The following is an 18,125-nucleotide window of genomic DNA, read 5'->3' on the forward strand; positions in this document are numbered from 1 at the left end:
GTGGAAGAGACGACCGACCGAGACTGGTACTTTCGTGGTTCGAATCCGCGACTCGGCGTTAGGCGGCCACAGCGGCGGGGTTGCCTCCCGTACCCATCCCGAACACGGAAGATAAGCCCGCCAGCGTTCCGGCGAGTACTGGAGTGCGCGAGCCTCTGGGAAATCCGGTTCGCCGCCACCATTCATACCTTATTCACTCATCGAAGAGAGGCATCTCTCTCGAGTGGGCCTTCCGTATTTCTAAGCAACTGACCCACTCAATGAACAGATAGCTTTCGCACTCTGTGAGTCGTCTGTGGCACGCTGGTAATTATCCAACTATCAGTGACTGGCTCGCTGGTTGGTATCGTCCTACCCGTTATTACTCAATACATGAATTATGAATTGTATGTCGAAAGCCGCCGGGGACCCAGAACGGGCTATCAATGGTCTGCTGTCGATTGCACAACTGCTGGAAGAGCCACGCTTGGCCCGACTCTACACGTTCGTCCTTACGTAACTAGGTTGTCAGTGAGGCCGGTTCTGCCTTCGTTCCTATTTGAGCCTCTCGCAGGTGTACCCAGTAGTGTAGAATATACGTGCCGATATCGAATTTATTGCCCTGTTGAACCTCTTTCGAGGATAACTCCCGCACCTAACAACAAGCTAGACCCGCAACGATTGTTTGACCGATTTCAAACACCACTGTTTCCGGAGCAAAACCGCGTTATGACGGACCAACCGGCGCCACGTACTGACTCTTTACCTGCTCGCCTTCGCGCCACTGCAGGTAGTAGTATTCCCGATCGTCGATAGTTTTCACAGTCAGCGTGCCCTTCGGGCGTGCGATCTCCGCTGCCTCGTACGCCTCGTTGATCTTCTCGTTCCACTCGTCCGCATCCTCGGCCCACTCCTCGGGCGCGTCGACGGCAACCGCGTCCTCTGTCTTGCTCTCCCCGAGCGCCTCGGCTATAGTAACAATTGAAACGATTTACACACTGATCGCACTGCCGTCGTACGATCAGGTGTGCATTGATTTTCAATGGCTACTATAGTTCGTTGACGGCGGTGACCGCGTCGTCGTGTGCATCCCGAGCGTCCTGATCGATTACCTCGATGTCGATTTGCTCCAGCACCGACAGGGCTTGGTGGGCGTAGTCTTCGTCGCTCATACGCTAACCAACAACAGCGGACCAAATAGGGTCTGTGTTGGTTAGCCAGACACGCCGCCATTGATTTGTTCTCATACCCTACCACTTCCAATGCAGTACTACCAAATGTTACTAATCTTATTTATAAATGTTAATCACTCACATTAGCTACTAACAGTAGTCAATAAAAATAGTTACTACCGTTATTAGCGAATACTAGTAACGAGGATTAGTAACATACAATAATTATTAGTAGTAGCAACACGCAGATGTAACACATGCTGGCATATACGGTGTATAGCGAGGCTGGCGGCGTCGGCAAAACGACGACCGCAGCAAATCTCGCCCACGCCCACGCGTCAAACGGACTCAAAACACTGGTTATCGACCTCGACCCGCAGGAGGCCTCGCTTTCCTACGTCTTCGGCGTCGACGACGATCGCGATGACGGCGAAGCTGACAACCTCGTCCGGCATATGGTTGGGCGGGCGAAAGGCCCGTTCGAGGATCTCATTCGAAAGGACACAGGCGTCGACAATCTGGATGTCATCCCTGCCCACAACATGCTCTCAGGCCTGGACACGGCGATGCGTCGCGCCAAAGAGACTGAGGAACAGATGAATCCCGATGCCGAGTGGGTCGAAGAAGAGCAACTCTACCAACTACTCGGTCGCAACGGTATCCACGAAGAGTACGACGCGATAATCTGCGACCCGCAGGCATCCGAGGGCCAGGGACTGTATAACGCGGTCATGGTTACGCAAACGGTCCTCATTCCGGTCGAACTCTCGGGCAAAGGATCGCTTAGTATCGACGGTCTGGAGCAACTCGTCGACGGACTTGAGGGTAGCCTCGACATCGAAGTTGGCGTACTCGGAGTCGTCCCCGTCGCGTTCGGGGACACCACGGGCCAGCAGCAACATCTCGAAACGCTGCAGGAGGAGGTCAAGTACGACGTTCCGGCGGTATTCCGGAAGCGTGAGTCACTGATGCAGGAGATGTGGGACGCGCGGGCGACTGCCTATCAGGTGGTCGAAGAGGCGTACAAGGACGGCGAGAAGGGCGTTCGTCGTGTCCCCGATCGGGAGCACGAGACGCTCGAAAAGTACGACGACCTCGCAGTGGAGATTGAGGAGGCGTTCGACGCATGAAATCCGGCGCTGGCTCACCGTTTGAGGACGACTTCGACGAGGAAGAGGACACTGAGGAACTCGACAAAGCTGAGGTCGAACCCGAAACCGAACCCATCACCACGGATACGGAGACGGAATCCGACACGACCTCGGAGGCAAGCCATTCCAGCAACTCACTCCCGTACAAGTACCGCCGTGATGGCGTCCAAGACGGCCGGAGTCACGCAAATCTGTTCCTGCGAGAGGAAGCCGAAGCGCATGTTGAGGATGTCGTGGATGCGATGGAGGAAACCTTCGAATCTGAAACGGTCTACAAGATCGATGTGCTCGAAGCCATCGTCCTGGCTGGCAACGATCCCTCTCGAACAGTCGCAGACGAGCTGCGGAAGATGGGTTACGGGATGAAATAAACAAGAATTACCGCCGCGGAAAAACAAGCTTCAGGCACAAACAAAAATCTCAAACCGCCTAATAATCATCGTGTTCAGATAAGCTGATTCCATGCGAAGCTGAATGATTTGAGCCAATCGTCGGCTGTTTCTGCTTCGGCGTTGCTGAAACAGTTTGAGAAACAGACAGTTCGGCGTTTTATTTCTCTGAAGACACGTTCAACAGCATTCCGATTTCCATGTTTTTCGTATCTGAAATCGAAGCTATGCCGTTGACACGCAGCTTGTAACGATTTGGAGCCATCGACGAGAAACACGGCGTCGTCGACGTCGTGTTTCTCACTGAGTTCGGTGAGAAACGAATGGGCTAGAACCGTCGTTGTAGTTGGTCTAAGGTTCGTATGAAGCAATTCATCCGTTTATGGAACGACAGCGGCGTACAGCCAATATTTCTCATCATTGAGTTGGATCACGGTCTCATCAACCGCAATGTGATCCGGTGATCGACCATCTTTGGGCTGTAAATCTGCCTTGTGAACCCAATTATGGACGGCCTTTCGACTGCGTTGGACGCCCAGCGAGTCGAGTAAATCGACGATATTCGACAGCGACAGCCCCGCAACGTGCGCTTGAATACCCAACCATCGCTGGCTTGGGTGTCCGCTCGCGCTCCACAAAATCCAAATCAATCCAGTCTCTACATCCGCTGAGGCGTGTGATTTCTGCCATGGACAGCTGAAATCACTCTCGCCTCAGTTTTCACGCTTAACTGAACCCGACCGATAGGGCCGATATTATATATTTATGAACTGATCCGTTAATGCGATTCTTGAGTCTGTCGTGGCCAGTCTCTCGTAGTGGTTCCCAGTTTTGACTCTCAACGCAGTGTTTTTCGGCGAATCGCACAGCAGTCATACGCGGAATGGCCAGCATATGATTCGACGCCACTCTATGACCGGAATTCTCTCGCCGGTCTGGAAGAAGACATCTGGACCGTTGCCTCCACATGGTTCGACCGGACCGTTGCCTCCACATGGTTCGACCACGAGGCTCACGACTCCGTCGACGAGTTCGTATCTCACTACCCAGTAGCGTATGTCGAGTTTGGGCCACATGACCAGTATTATGGAGCTACTCAGTACGAAATGGCCCAACTGTTCCGACTGTTTCTGCTCAAAGAACTTCACGGCTGGACCCACGAAACGGCACTCCTCACGTACCTCACCCACCATCCTGAACTCCGTGAGCTATTAGGGATCGAGACGGTCCCAGACCAGTCGACGCTGTGGCGCAGTTGGCACAAACGATTCACTTCAGAGCTTCGTGAGACAATTGAGGCAGCCGCCCGGACGATTCTGATCAAAGCCCAGAACGTGGGCGTTGCTGTTCCGCGCGAGCCAGAACGGAACTTTCCATCACAGGGTGACGAAGAGGAACCAGTCCCAGACGATCAAGCTATCCTCAATGAAGCCGGATCGATTACGGACTACATCAGTCACGTCGTTTTCCCGGCATTCTCACTGAATCGCGACAATGGCTGTGAGATCCACGAGAACGCGTACTGGGCCTTACAAACGCATCTCGGACTTCGTGAGGGGCTGGCTGCTAACGAAGGAGCCCGGAGTTTCGTCTACGAATCAACCCGGGGTCGAACGCCGTTGGGCCACGCCCATCGCGAGCACATCCGCGACCTGTCGATTGAACAGATTCGGGAGATGTACCGACGAGCCATAAATCGATTACTGGGTGAAGTGGCAGAGACGGAGGAGTTCTTCCGAGCAGGGATCGTTGCTATCGATATTACGGAAGCGGACCCGTTCAAAGGCGACAGGACCGGGCACGAAGACGAGATTATCGGCACGAAGGAGAAGACCGACGAGTATGCCTATCAGTGGGCGACAGTCCAGCTGGTCGGGAACGCTGCCCCAATCGTACTGGATGCGAGACCAGTTCGGAAGGGTGAGGCTCGTAAGGAAATCGTCGAAGACTTGCTCAACTCTGCCGAGGACCTCGTTCACGTCGATAACGTACTGATGGATCGGGAGTTCGACAGCCAACACATTCTGGAGATGCTCAGCCAGCGTGGACTGTCGTATGTCGTGCCCAAGCGGATGCAGACCAGCGAGAGAGCCCAAGCAAAGCGACTGCTCCAGCGGAGTCAAGACCGATACGAGACCGACCGCAAGCTCCATCTCGGGAAGAACGAGTGGCACGAGACAACGCTGATCTACCGACGAAAGGAGGACTCTGAACATGATGATCACCGGCAGTACTCGGTATTCATGACAAATACCAGCAGCGCCTATCTCACCGAGTATGGGTATCGGTGGGAGATTGAAAGCGGTTACAAATCGATCAAGTGATTCATGGCCGCTACGACATCGAAAGATTTTGGCCTCCGATTCTTCTACTTCGCATTCGCGTGTCTGTTGTACTCGATTTGGCGAGCAGTCGATTTACTGGTACAGGTCGAATTGACTGGTGAATACGAGCATTCGCCGATCGTAACAGCCGACAATACGCTGACGCTGTTGAAGAAGAAAACGGGAATCGGATAGTGAGGGGCTCTCTCCGTGTTAGCGCCGCGTCTGAGTGGCTACACTATCCAAAGTCTCGGAAATGCCTCAGATTAGTTTCTAGTTCAACGAGAATCCTCGTTTGGAGAGGGATCTGAAACAGATACCGCTCGTCGGCTCGCTCGAAACTACGCATCATAGCCCCGCTAAACCCCCTGTAGTCTCAACTTACAATTTACCAACCACCGTAGAGACATAAGTCCAGTACACGTCTCCCGCATCGACGGCTATCTGTCCCCTTCGGAGCGCTCAAAAACCGGACACGTCAACGGAACCACAATCGGGGGCTGGATCCATGACCTCACCGATACGGCCGGAGTTCCAGAAGAGAGCGACGGCGTCGCACGGAAGCCGCACATGGGCCGGCGATTCTGGTACGACGCGTATTCGCGAACCACGCAGGATCTACTGGAACATGTCCAAGATATCGCTGACGAGCAGGGTAGCGCGAGTGCCAAAGTCGTGTGTGATGACTATTTGACCGATGAACGGAAGCGCGACCTCCGCGTGTGGGAACTTCCGGTATGCGACCGTGGGGTATTGGTCGGGCAGGCGGTTGCCTACCTAGCGGTTGGACTATTTGTCTTCCGGGTTGGGACAGCTAAAGCACGCAAACGGGGCGTTCTCGGGCACTAGTAATGGATGAGAAGCAGTGGCCGATAGTGTAATAGACCCAAACGCTGCACCGGTGCTATGTAATGACATACAATATTTCCGCATACTATAGCCTGGATTTACAAGTATAAACACCACCATCATGATATAACAAGCGTACACCTGTAAGATACGGTGATTTAATCGGTTCTAGGGTTCTTTCTAGCGGTTTCTCCAACAGACACTGTCGCTAAAAACGCCCCTGTGAGCCGGTAGTTCTACGGAATCTTATTGCAACGACCGCGGGATGTTCGATTTCTCCCCATCGCCAAGCAGGATCTCGGACCCGGATCACCAGAGTAATTACCTGACCCTTGACTAAACGCGACGTTTTGGGTAGGGTCGGTTACCTAGTTACGACAGAGTCGGTCGCAACATGACGCTCTAAACGCTCGGGGAGTTCGTCCATCTCTCCAGTCTGAATTCTCCACAGCATCGCGTACAACCCGTCTTCCTCCAACAAATACTTGTGGGTGCCGCGCTCGACTATCTCTCCGTCTTCGATGACCAGTATCCGATCTGCATCACAGACCGTTGAGAGACGATGGGCGATTGCTATCGTGGAGCGTTCCTCCGCAAGTTCAGTCAGACTCCGATTGATCAGCAGTTCCGTTTCCGTGTCAACACTCGCCGTCGCCTCGTCAAGAACGACGACATCCGGATCCTGAAGGAATACTCTGGCAAGCGCGATTCGCTGGCGTTGTCCCCCAGAGAGCTTCACACCGCGTTCCCCGACTTCTGTCCCGTACCCGTCTCGGAGATTCTCGACGAACTCGTGTGCCTGTGCCGCTCGTGCTGCCTGTCGGACGGCTTCGTCACTCGCCTGTGACTGCCCGTATCGAATGTTTTCCGCTACCGTGCCATCGAATAGGAATGGCTCTTGGTTGACGTATCCGATGGACTCGCGCAAGCTCCCTAGCGTCACTTCCCGAATATCGTGCCCGTCCGCTCGTATCTCTCCGCTCGTCACATCGTATAATCGTAAGAGGAGCTTCGCTATCGTCGACTTTCCTGCACCAGTCGGGCCGACGAGTGCAACGGTTTCCCCCGGATTCAGCGTGAACGAGATGTCAGCAAGTACAGGTTCGTCAGCGCTCGACTGAGGATTATTAGTCCCGTAAGCGAATGACACTGTATCGAACTCGACGTGACCATCGATGCTGTCGAGCACCGCTGCATCGGGATTTTCGGTTACGTACGTGGGTGCTCGTAGTAGTCCACAGATCCGCTTCCCAGAGGCTTTCGCGTTCTCGTACCGGTCGACGACATCGGAAAGCTTCGCGAGTGGGGCGGTGAGCCGTTGGGTGAGTAACATAAATACGACGAATGTACCGACAGTGAGATCACCCGTTAACGGACCTGGTGGCCCGGTGAAAACCCAAGTTCCTCCGACGACGAACGTTGCGAAGAGGATCAATCCGGTTAAAAACCGCATACCAGGCCGGTAAACAACACTCAATCTGATTGCACTGATCGCATCGTCGTACAGATCTTTCGCCGCGTTATCGATGCGGTTAGCCTCGTATCCCTTTGCTGGCGCTGTTTTGACGAGCAGGCTGCCGCTGATCGCGTTCTGCAAACGAGTATTTAGATGCCCGACTGACGACCGCCAGCCGGCGTATCGTGGCTCGACCGCCTGGGTGAACCACCATGTGAAACCTATGAAAAGCGGGAGTGCGAGCAGTGTAATCACTGCGAGCTGGTAGTTGAGATGAAGAAGAATTCCCGTAACTCCGACGACCATGACACCGATCCGTACCATGTCTTGAAGTCCGTTGTCGAAGAACCGTTCCAAATTGGTCGTGTCGTTGTTCAGGATGGACATGACCTCCCCAGTGTCTACCTCCTCCTGAAACACCGTGTCTAACTCTTGGAACTTCCTGTAGCTGTCCGCTCGAATATCGTACATAACACCGTGGGCGAAATCATTCATCATATAGTCTCGGAGCCATGCCGTTAAAGCGACCAGTACGAGCGACCCGCCAACAAGCAAGGCTGAGAGCCAAAACTGACTCGTTGCGTCCGATGGCAACCAGGCACTGGGGACGAGAGGAAGTGTATACGCTCCCTCATTGTTAAAGACGGCGTCGATGGTTGTTCCCAGAACTATCGGCGTGACGAGCCCTGCTCCGCGTGAGACGACACTGGCGAACAATCCGAGTGCTAACCGTCGCTGCTTCGTCCGTCCATATCGAACGAACAGACTACGGAGAGGCTGTTCGATGTCCCGTCCGAGTTCGTCGATAGTGGACCCGTCCCCACCTGTGTTCTCCTCTGTCATGTATTCAAAACGCTGCTGCTATTGAACTCTTGGTTCTCGCAAGTCTGGTCAATGCGTATCATGTGAACTCAGCGAGTGGGTTGGGAACGGTACCGTGATGGCGTACTTTCGGGCGCGTATTGGTGTTCGTGTAGCCGTGATCCAGCAACCGATTCCGGTTGAGACAGTAGTTCCGGAACCGAGGTCTAAAAAGGTCGATTGCTTCGTACCGATCCTCGTATCTCGGGAACTTTTTGTGGTAGTTCTCGATGGTGTCCCGAACGTGCTGCCAGAAGGCTGTTTCGGTGAGTCCGTGGGTTCGCTCCAGCGCGTCAGAGACAAACCGGAACACACCGTCGAACAGCGTTCCCACGATTCGATGACAGAGGAGAATCGGTGGTTTCCGCTTCACGATACTGTGCGTGTATCGGTCATCGTCGCGGAGTTCTTCGGGGAGCTTCTCGATCAGTTCAGGGAAGTCCCGGTCTATGACCGCAACCTCGTCAACGAAGTCCGTGATCGCAATCCGGGTGGGAACGTCGTCCTCCAGTATCAGGACGACATTCGTACCGTGCGGCATAAATACAAGACCATAGCGATAGAGACAGTGTAGAATTGGATTCAGCAGAGTCTCCAGAAACTCGGTGAGCCACGTCTCCGGTGTCATCCCCGATCGATCGACGAGTTTTGCCACGACCGGCGTCCCATCGAAGTCATCCTCGTACACTGCAGCCAGAGCTATCGGGGACTCGCTGGAGTCTACTGAAGGCGTGACGCTCTCTCGCCAGACACACCCGAGTAGCTCGTGAAGTTGGTACGGAGCGTCCTCGAGTTGGCTGAACTTGGGGTGTTCGTAGTTCACACCTGCGATTTCTCCGGGAAGGACGAGGTTACAATTGGTTCGAAGATACGGATCGTCGTCTAGGATTGACTGTACGAACTCGGTCACTTGAGGGGCGGCTTCAGCTTGCTCACCGAGTATCCCACGGTACACGTTGGTGTTCAGCACGCGTATGGGGAGCTTCACATGCTTCTTCTCGGGAGCCGAGACATTTGAGAACGTACGAATGGACTGCTGCGGAAGGTACGTATCGGGACCTTCACCGAGAGGGACGAGCAAGTCGTCCGCAATGTCGCCAGCGAACAGTTGGATAACGCTGTCCGTCCACTGCCAGTCGTGAACAGGAAAGAGAACGTAGTCGTCCGGATCGAGCCCGTCACTCGAAAGCCGTGACCTGAACGCCTGATACTGGTCCCCCAGTTCGTTCTCAAGGAGTTCTCTCTGTGATATCCCAGCAACCGACGTGAACGTGGCCCGATTCTCATGTGCCGCGACCCAGGAGAGTGTCCGCTTACGTTTCGTCTCGGGGGCGTACTTATGATAGTCGTCGTAATCGAACCCGACCCTGCCTTTGTTATACGTGTACTTGGGATGTCCTTCCAGTTCTCCTTCGACCATTGCGTAGGGGAGGTCAAGAATCGATTCATGCTCACGGTTATCTTTCGACGCGCGAACGTGTGTGTCGGCGACGAGTGTGTTGTAGTACTCTCTGAGGAGGCGTGCGAGAGTCGTCTGGCTGGTTCCCAAATACGCCTGGGCGTCGACCAGGAACTGAATCGGGTCGTCTGCCGGCTCCGGCTCAGTCCCTGCAAGACCGTCACGTCGAATGATCGAGGCACGACGGACTCGATAGGTTCCGAGCGCGCGCTGATGCGCGTCGAACTGGTACTCGATACCATCTGTCAACCGAATCACGTATCGAATCCACTCCTCGGTGGGCTCGTCGGATTCTGCGGGGACGGTCCGTATCTCCGTCGGAGTTAAAAGGCCCTCGCGGGTGAACTCCGCAAAAATCTTCCGTAACATAGCCTCGTTCGCCCGCTTCCAGTAGTCGGTTCCGAATGTGGAGCGTACCGTGGCTGAGTACTCCATTATCTGTACTCCCCGCTCTTTGTGTTTGCAATCCGTCTGTCGCTCTTGCAGTGACTGAGTACGAACATCGTAATCGCCTAGTTTTAGGCTAGCCTAAAGTATATATAAACCTTGTCCTGCAAGAACGGTGTGTTGTATGGACGGCTAGCATCGCACATTACACACTACAGCGCCTACTTTTTTTAGGCTAGCCTAATAATATCTCCCATTGAGGAGTGCTGATGACAAAAGAACCAGCTATCCAGTCCCGATGTGCAGAGGAGGATATCGATCTTGTTCGGTTGCTCTTCGTCACACAGAGCGGCGCAGTTCGCGCGCAAACTGTTGACACGGCTAAACTGGACGAAGCAATCGAGAACGGAACGACCGTATCACAGTTGATTCAGATGTACAACGCGGTCGGGCGGAGAAACAAGGACGGACATCTCACGACTGTCGGGGAAGTTCGGCTCCGTCCGGACCCAGACACGTTTCGAGCCCTTCCCTACGCGGAGCGAACAGGAGTAATGTTTTGCAACATACAAACGCTCGGCGGGAATCCCTGGACTATTGACGCTCGTTCGTCCCTCCGTTCGTTCTCGCGCACCCTCGAGAGTAAAGGCTTGTCGCCACGAGTCTCCTTCGAGAGCGAGTTCCATCTGTTCGAGCGGAACCCAGAAGGCGGCGACCAGACTATCGGTTCGCCCGGCGCGTATCTCACAGAAAGCACGCGCGAAACACACGGGACGATCCTCCGAGCTATCGATGCTCTCGAGGAACAAGACGTCGTTGTGGAAAAGTACCATCCAGAGTACGCCCCCGGAAAGCACGAGATCGTGACAGGTCACCAGTTTGGACTCCGTGCGGCCGATGAGCACGTCCTCGTCCGTGAGACGGTCGACAGCGTCGCCCGATCTGATGGATACCGGGCCACGTTCTTACCTAGGCCGTTTGATAACGCGACGAATGGCTGCCACCTTCATGTTTCACTCTGGGACGGGGAGACGAACCAGTTCTACGACTCTGGGGAGGGGAGCCTGAGCCGGATAGGCAAGCAGTTCATTGCCGGTGTGCTAGAGCACGCACCAGCACTTACAGCCCTTGCAGCCCCCACTGCCAACTCGTACGCCCGACTACGACCGCAGAACGGTGCAGCAGGGTACGTCTGCTGGGGACAGGAGAACCGAGAGGCTTTGGTTCGCGTCCCGGCGCTTACTGCGGGCGATCAGAGTGGGAACTCGTTACGACTGGAATTCCGTGGTGCGGACAATGCGGTGAACCCCTATCTCTGCTTGCTGGGACTTCTCGGGGCTGGATACGACGGTGTTGATCGGGGTCTGGATGTTCCCGAACCACTCTCCGTTGATCCAGGGAATCTCACTGCGGAGGAGCGGTCTAAAAAGTGCGTCGAGCGATTGCCCCGGACGCTTGGCCAGGCGCTTGACGAACTTGAGTCCGACGACGTGTTGCGGGACGTGCTCGGTGACGCGTTGTTCGAAACATATATACAGGTAAAACGCAGTCACTGGCGTGAGTTCGCGTACGACAGCGCACAATCGTGGGAGATGGAGCACCTACGAAGCGTGTATTAGGCTCTTACCGCTTAAGACAGACCCTTGCCACCTGATTCACTGTAACGATGTAGAATAGAATTACCACTGTCAGATTTCACCGCCATTGTTCAATCCCTCGACAGGCTTTTGTGTTTTTAGGCTAGCCTAAAATACGCATGCATCGAGAATCCAGCCGTTCAGGGAGAATCCCGCACCGAAGATACGAGCAATCTAATACCCAACTACGGCAGAGCCAAGAGAATAGAGAGTCCAGCGCGCGGACGTATCCGCGAACACTTCCCTTCGCAGTCGCACGAGCCAAAGGAGCGATACTTGTCGACGCCGACGGAAACGAGTACATCGATTGCTTGGCTGGAGCCGGGACGCTAGCCCTTGGACACAACCATCCAGACGTGGTTTCGGAGGTGGAGCGAGTGCTAGCCGAGGACCGGCCCCTCCACACATTAGATATCACGACCCCGGAGAAGGAAGCGTTCGTGGACGCGCTATTCGAGAGCTTCCCGGACGAGTTCTCGGACACGGCAAAAGTACAGTTCTGCTCCCCGGCAGGAACTGACGCCGTCGAGGCCGCACTGAAATTGGCGAAAACTGCGACCGGCAACCGAAGCGTCCTCGGCTTTCAGGGCGGGTATCATGGGATGACTAATGGTTCTCTCAGCCTTATGGGAGACACCGATGCGAAAGAGGCAGTTCCGGGGCTTATGCCAGGCGTCCACCACCTACCATACCCGGACCCATACCGTCATCCGTTCGGGCTGAAGGCAGGTGAACACGAATCTGTCAGCCGATTTGTAGAGCGAGTGATCGCTGACTCCGAGAGCGGCGTCACCGACCCGGCGGCGGCGATCGTCGAACCCGTTCAGGGAGAGGGCGGCGTCAATCCGGCACCCGACGAGTGGATGCGGAAGCTCCGCCGAATGACGCGTGAAAACGACGTTCCGCTGATCGTTGACGAGATACAGACCGGTCTGGGCCGCACTGGTGAGACATGGGCGTTCGAACACGCAGGAATCACTCCGGACATCGTTACCTGCTCGAAAGCGGTCGGCGGCGGTCTCCCACTGGCGCTTGTTGTCTACGATGAGAATTTCGACGTGTGGGAACCTGGCGCTCATGCCGGAACGTTCCGCGGGCACCAGCTCGCAATGGCCGCCGGCCGAGTAACAATACGGCACGTATTAGAGAACGACCTTGACGAGCACGCAGCGAAGATGGGCGAGCAGCTTCGAGAGGGACTCGACTCGCTAAACGCTCGCTTCGATGCGATCGGTGACGTACGTGGCTGTGGGTTGATGCTCGGTGTAGAGTTTGTCGACCAGACGGCGGACACTGACGATGGAGAGGTTCCCCCGCCAAACAGCGAACTTGCGTCGACGGTGAAGGCGGAGTGTTTTGATCGCGGACTCGTCATCGAAACCGGTGGCCGTGACTCAGCTGTCGCACGGTTCCTGCCACCACTCACTATCGACCAGAACCAAGTGAACAAGATTGCCGTTCGTTTCACCGAAGCCGTCGAAGCGGCGATAGACGAAACAGCCGGAGTATAATTATGAGCGACAAGAAGAGGTCACAGGGGCTCGGAGCAAACTGCAAAACGCCAGCAGAGCACGCTGAATCAGCTACCCTGCATGCACTACTGAACTGTTATCACCGGGAGACTGGTAATGGACGGATTATTTCCGGTGTGGAGGCGCCCATGTCGGTTCACAGTACTGAATCCATCCTTTACGTACCATTCACACAACAGGAGGTTGCGGTGTTTGCAGCGCTTCGATACGACTCTGAAACCGGTCGACACATATTTGACCTTCCGATACACGTCCGTCAAAAGGGCCAGACTTCTACAGTAGACGCTGGAACGCTGGCTGCGTTTATCCGCCGCGAGATTATGTTGTCAACGGGAGCAGATACGACCGAGGCGACCGATTTACTGCGACGTATCCTTGTCTCACAGCGCGAAATAGAGCGATTCATTCGTGAACGCAGTGACAACGCTGCTCACTTGGAGAAACTCCCCACTTTCATTCGAGCAGAACAGTCGCTCTGTTACGGTCACCTCCTCCATCCGACTCCAAAGAGCCGTGAGGGAATCGCGGAGCACGAGGTTGCCGAGTATGCACCAGAACTCCGTGGTTCGTTTCAGCTCGACTATTTTGCCGCTGATGCCGAGATCGTTTCACAATGGTCGGCACACGACGAGAGTGCAACCCAGTGGATCTCGTCGGGACTCCGCGAAGCGAACAGTATGATCCCGCAGCGAGCGGAGTCTGCTCTGAACGATGGAAGGTTACTTATTCCCGTCCATCCGTGGCAGGCTGACGCCCTACGCTCACGACAATACGTGGCGGATGCAATCGACACGGGACACCTGATCGATCTTGGCGAATTCGGTCCCACATTCTATCCTACCTCTTCTGTTCGGACGCTATGGAGCCCCGAAACTCCCTATATGGTCAAATCCTCGGTAGCCATAGAGATAACGAACGCCGAGAGAACAATACCGCGGTCGAAACTTCGGTTAGCAGTCGCCGCTGCCGAGCTTCTCACTACAGAGTACGCCGATCGGCTCAGCGATGCTCATCCGCAGTTCTCGATATTGGCAGACGCTGCTGCTGCAACAATCGATGTCGGCTCCGGAAGCAAATCGGGGTTCGAGATGATTCTTCGAGAAAACCCATTTAGAGGGAGTTCTACAGAGAATACTGCTACCGTCGTTGCGCTCTGTCAGGATCGACCGTCTGAGCCACCGTGGGTCTCACAGATCATCCAGCGAATAGCACAGCGGGAGGGTCGTCCGGCGTCAAAAGTAGCCCGGGAGTGGTTCCGTCAGTATCTGAGAACCGTAATTCACCCTGTTGTGTGGTCGTACTTCAAGCTTGGTGTCGGACTGGAAGCTCATCAGCAAAACACTGTAGTTCGACTGGATGAGGACGGCTGGCCAAAGGAAGGGTTCTATCGAGACAACGGTGGATACTGCTTCCCCAGATCACGGTACGATCTGGTCGATAGCTGGATTCCCGGCTTGGAAAATCGGGTAGAAACCGTTTGCTCCGACGAAATTATTGACCGTTGCCTGAGATACTATCTATTCATCAACAATGCATTCGGTGTGATTAACGCACTGGGCGTCGGCCGGGCTGCTGATGAAACTACGCTGTTAAAGGTTCTCCGCGAAGAGATAGCGTCTCTTGTGGAGATCGAGCCCGCAACTTCTGACCTTCTCTCAGTACTACTCGACAGCGATCAAATACCATGCAAGGGGAACCTGTTTACGAGGTTCGAGGGATATGACGAACTGGATTCGACTTTAGATGACGAGTCGGTCTACGTCGAAATAGCGAATCCACTCACAACGCCTTTTAGGCCGTCCTAAAACGCCAACGTTAAGTGAGATTAGGCTGGCCTAAAAGTATGGACGACAATAACGGTTCCCAGAAAACACCAACGCGGCGGGATATCCTCAAGTACGGCGGAGTTGCTACAGGTAGCGGATTGCTGGCGGGCTGTGCCGGTGTATTTGGATCTGACTCTCAATCCACTCCGGCCAATAATACAACGGAGGAATCAACTGAGACCGCTACTGAATCTACTAACTATTCGGTAACGATGGAACCGATGGGTGAGGTAGAGTTCGACTCAACTCCTGATCAGTGGATTGCCTACGACGGTAGCTACGCTGATATGGGGGTCGCACTGGGCCAAGCCGACGGCATGACCGGTATCGGAGGCGCTGACCGATACTACACACATCTGTACAACGAAATACCAGGCGTGGAGATCGATACCGAACCTATCGAGAGTTATCCAGAGGTCCGGACAAAGGAAGAATTCTACGAACTTGACAACGATGTCCACCTATACGATCCGCAAATGCTCATTAATTGGTTCGACTGGGACGAGTCGGACATCGAGGAAATCACCACGAACGTTGCCCCGTTCGTGGGGAACTTGATCTTCCGTAGATCGGACGACTGGCACGACTACCGATACTACACGTTGTACGAGGCCTTCGAGAAGGTCGCACAGGTGTTCCAAGAACAAGAGCGCTATGCGGCGTTCAAAGAACTCCACGACGAGTTCATCGCGGACATACAGAGCCAACTCCCGACAGCCGATGAGCGACCGAATGTCTTCCTTACGTACGGTGTCACGCAGGAACCAGACGAGTTCACACCGTATCGGCTCAACGACCAGGGGACGAGTAAGAAGCAGTGGCGTGACCTCGGCGTGAGCGACGCACTCGGCGGGACGGACATCGAGAATCAGAGCACTACGGGGAACATGGACCTCGACTACGAAGGGCTACTCGATTTGGACCCGGACGTGATTCTGTTCCGGAATTTCGCCGAGATGTCGGTCGAGGAGTTCCGAGATACCATCCTCGCATATATGGAAGATCATCCAGTCGGCAGCCAACTGACGGCCGTCAAGAACGGTCGCGTCTATCGTGGCGGATACCTCCATCAGGGACCGATCCACAACCTGTTTTTGACCGAACAGGCCGCGAAACAGATTTACCCCGACGTATTCGGGGACGTGACGGACGACACGAAACTGTTTGACCGGCAGCGCGTCGCGGACATCGTCAACGGGGATTTCTAGAGTCCGGTCTCAAACTACTGTTGCTCGTCGTCCAGTCCAGACGATCGTTCCGCTTTGATCTCCTCGGCCCGTTCGAGTACCGCATCGTCGTCGATGTGCTCTACGAGATGCCGGTGACCATCCCGACGTCGCTTGCGCTGTTCGGATGGTGAGATCGCTTGCTCCACCTTCCGCTCGACGTACTGTGACTGTAGCTCATCGAAGCGTGCCTCGGAGAGGTCGGCGTCTCCAACCCGTTCTGGGAACTCCTTCCGGACGTGTGCTTCCCAATCACCGTCGATGACAGACCCTTCAATGAACACCCAGTCAGTGTAGTGAGTTGCGAGATCCTCGGGCAAGCCCTTATCACGCCGCACGTCATGGATCAGTCCGAGCGCAGTCTCGCCCGCTTGTCCTGCGGCGACCACAGCTTGGTCCTCAGCCGTCCCAAGTCGACCAGCAAAATAGAGTCCATCTACCGATGTTCGACCGTAGCGTTTGTGCTCTTCCCAATTGATATCGACTTCCCCGTCGTCCCCCAGAAATTCTCCCTCGTCAAGTGTTTCGAGCCACTGTCGCCCGTACTTCGCCGCTGCGACGAGCGATTCAGTTGCATACTCGTCTCCCGTTTCAGTCTCAATACGAAAGCCGTCTTCTGTCTGGGTTGCTTCTACAGCCTTCTCACGCGTGATTTCACAGCCGACTCGCTCGGCTTGTGCGTGCAAAAGTTTCTGGAATGTTGGCGTATCGATTCCGGCAGGGAAGCCAGGAAAGTTCTCCAGATGTGCGATCCGGCCCAGTGATGACCGACCACGATCTAGGATTAGTGTGGAGAGTCCGTACCGACTCGTAAAAACACCAACTGTAATTCCCCCGACTCCTCCGCCAACAATAACAACGTCGTATTCTCCAGTCACTACCTTTCGAGACTCCTTCGGCATGAATATATTAGGCTGGCCTAAAAGTAAAATTCTTCGATTTACTATTTATTATATGTCAAGAGGGGTTCCCGGAGCCAGTACCTCTGTGAGGGGTTCAACTTGGTAATGAGAGTTGTGGGCCACGTCGAGCTGTCGCTGTAGAAGGGTGCCGCGGTAGCGTCACCCGATACGTTCGTATAGTAGCCATTGAAAACCAATGCATACCTGATCGCCCGACGGCAGTGCGATCAGTGTGTAAATCGTTTCAATTGTTACTATATCCGAAGTACTGAGTTCAACGGCAAGCAGTGTAAGCTTGCTGTGGACAGTCAACCGGTAGTGTTTAGTTTAGAGGGTTGTGTCAGCAAGCGAAATTCTAAAGCCAATTTCCAGCGGTGCTCGGTTCGTCGTGTCACAAACATATGAAAACGGAGAGTTTCTTTGTCTTATACTTTGGCTTATATATTCGACAGCAGTCCGATTTCCATAGTGTTCTATCAGAGATCGGTCCCAACTCGTTGAAGTACAACTCAGAGATGTTTCGTATTCCCTACGAGAAACACAGAGGCTCAGCATCGTGTTTTGCTGTAGTCCTTTGAGAAGGATTTCTGGGTGATTTGTTGGCATGGTCCAAGAAAGCCGCTATGGAGAACATTGCATCTTTTCGGACTCGTAGCGTTTATGAGAGCCCGCTTTTGTCCACCCCATCAGAATGGGATAGCCGCTCTGAGGACGATCTACAGGTAGAACCGCTGATCGGTGGTTCCGCTGGTTACAGGAGGAACTATTACTTTCTCATATATACTTTCATAATGCCACTTTCAAGCATCCAGAAGGAGTCAAAATCGTCATATCTTCGTCGTACGGTAAAGATTGCCCCAGTCTCGGAAGACCGTGTGAGCGCTGGGTCCGCGTTGACGGATTTACGCCAGCGTTTCAACAATCACGCCGACGTCGATCTGTGGCGAAACCATACTCGCTCGGCCAGCAGAGAGC

At 54.4% G+C, this 18,125-nt stretch carries 10 protein-coding genes, 1 rRNA gene and 4 pseudogenes; 9 read left to right on the forward strand and 6 right to left on the reverse strand.

From position 1 onward, the window contains the following. Nucleotides 1–58: 58 nt before the first annotated feature. Nucleotides 59–181 (forward strand): 5S ribosomal RNA (gene rrf / locus VI234_RS20440). Nucleotides 182–388: 207 nt separating this feature from the next. Further along, nucleotides 389–493, forward strand: a pseudogene (locus VI234_RS20445) (DUF7437 domain-containing protein); the annotation flags it as partial. 535 nt (nt 494–1,028) lie between these two features. Here VI234_RS20445 and VI234_RS20450 read toward each other — a convergent pair. Next, nucleotides 1,029–1,151 (reverse strand): hypothetical protein, encoded by a 123-nt coding sequence (locus VI234_RS20450; protein WP_008311453.1) that lies wholly within the window; start codon nt 1,149–1,151, stop codon nt 1,029–1,031. Between the two features lie 257 nt (nt 1,152–1,408). Between VI234_RS20450 and VI234_RS20455 the strand changes: the two genes are divergently transcribed. Beyond that, nucleotides 1,409–2,281, forward strand: coding sequence for a ParA family protein (locus VI234_RS20455; RefSeq protein ID WP_008311452.1), 873 nt, complete (start codon nt 1,409–1,411; stop codon nt 2,279–2,281). Continuing rightward, nucleotides 2,278–2,673 carry a hypothetical protein gene (locus VI234_RS20460; protein WP_008311451.1) on the forward strand — a complete coding sequence of 132 codons (396 nt, stop codon included), beginning with the start codon at nt 2,278–2,280 and terminating at the stop codon, nt 2,671–2,673. The genes VI234_RS20455 and VI234_RS20460 overlap by 4 nt, the downstream gene beginning before the upstream one ends. Nucleotides 2,674–2,747: 74 nt before the next feature. On the opposite strand, the pseudogene VI234_RS20465 reads toward VI234_RS20460, so the two are convergent. Beyond that, nucleotides 2,748–3,381 (reverse strand): annotated as a pseudogene (locus VI234_RS20465) (IS6 family transposase). Between the two features lie 128 nt (nt 3,382–3,509). Between VI234_RS20465 and VI234_RS20470 the strand changes: the two are divergent. Beyond that, nucleotides 3,510–5,210: pseudogene (locus VI234_RS20470) on the forward strand (transposase). A 1,018-nt stretch (nt 5,211–6,228) separates the two neighbouring features. On the opposite strand, the gene VI234_RS20475 reads toward VI234_RS20470, so the two are convergent. Both VI234_RS20475 and VI234_RS20480 read right to left on the reverse strand, forming a co-directional pair. Then, nucleotides 6,229–8,163 carry an ABC transporter ATP-binding protein gene (locus VI234_RS20475; protein WP_336331116.1) on the reverse strand — a complete coding sequence of 645 codons (1,935 nt, stop codon included), beginning with the start codon at nt 8,161–8,163 and terminating at the stop codon, nt 6,229–6,231. Nucleotides 8,164–8,221: 58 nt separating this feature from the next. Further along, nucleotides 8,222–10,075 carry an IucA/IucC family protein gene (locus VI234_RS20480; protein ID WP_336331117.1) on the reverse strand — a complete coding sequence of 618 codons (1,854 nt, stop codon included), beginning with the start codon at nt 10,073–10,075 and terminating at the stop codon, nt 8,222–8,224. 221 nt (nt 10,076–10,296) lie between these two features. On the opposite strand from VI234_RS20480, the gene glnA2 reads away from it, so the two are divergent. From glnA2 to VI234_RS20500, 4 genes are all read left to right on the forward strand, one after another. After that, nucleotides 10,297–11,646, forward strand: a complete 1,350-nt coding sequence (glnA2, locus tag VI234_RS20485; protein ID WP_336331118.1) for a gamma-glutamylputrescine synthetase — start codon at nt 10,297–10,299, stop codon at nt 11,644–11,646. A 137-nt stretch (nt 11,647–11,783) separates the two neighbouring features. Beyond that, a complete protein-coding gene (locus VI234_RS20490; protein WP_049942993.1) occupies nt 11,784–13,175 on the forward strand; it encodes a diaminobutyrate--2-oxoglutarate transaminase family protein in 1,392 nt (463 codons plus the stop codon). Between the two features lie 2 nt (nt 13,176–13,177). Next, a complete protein-coding gene (locus VI234_RS20495) occupies nt 13,178–15,001 on the forward strand; it encodes an IucA/IucC family protein (protein ID WP_336331119.1) in 1,824 nt (607 codons plus the stop codon). Nucleotides 15,002–15,039: 38 nt separating this feature from the next. Next, nucleotides 15,040–16,230, forward strand: a complete 1,191-nt coding sequence (locus VI234_RS20500; RefSeq protein WP_049942991.1) for an ABC transporter substrate-binding protein — start codon at nt 15,040–15,042, stop codon at nt 16,228–16,230. A 14-nt stretch (nt 16,231–16,244) separates the two neighbouring features. Here VI234_RS20500 and VI234_RS20505 read toward each other — a convergent pair whose 3' ends face one another. Together VI234_RS20505 and VI234_RS20510 are read right to left on the reverse strand one after the other, a co-directional pair. Then, entirely contained in the window at nt 16,245–16,934 is a 690-nt protein-coding gene (locus tag VI234_RS20505) for an NAD(P)/FAD-dependent oxidoreductase (protein ID WP_336331120.1), read from the reverse strand. A gap of 1,064 nt (nt 16,935–17,998) precedes the next feature. Continuing rightward, a pseudogene (locus VI234_RS20510) lies at nt 17,999–18,103 on the reverse strand (N-6 DNA methylase); the annotation flags it as partial. Nucleotides 18,104–18,125 lie beyond the last annotated feature (22 nt).

It is taken from the genome of Haloarcula sp. CGMCC 1.2071 (genome assembly GCF_037078445.1).
Lineage (GTDB): Archaea > Halobacteriota > Halobacteria > Halobacteriales > Haloarculaceae > Haloarcula > Haloarcula amylolytica.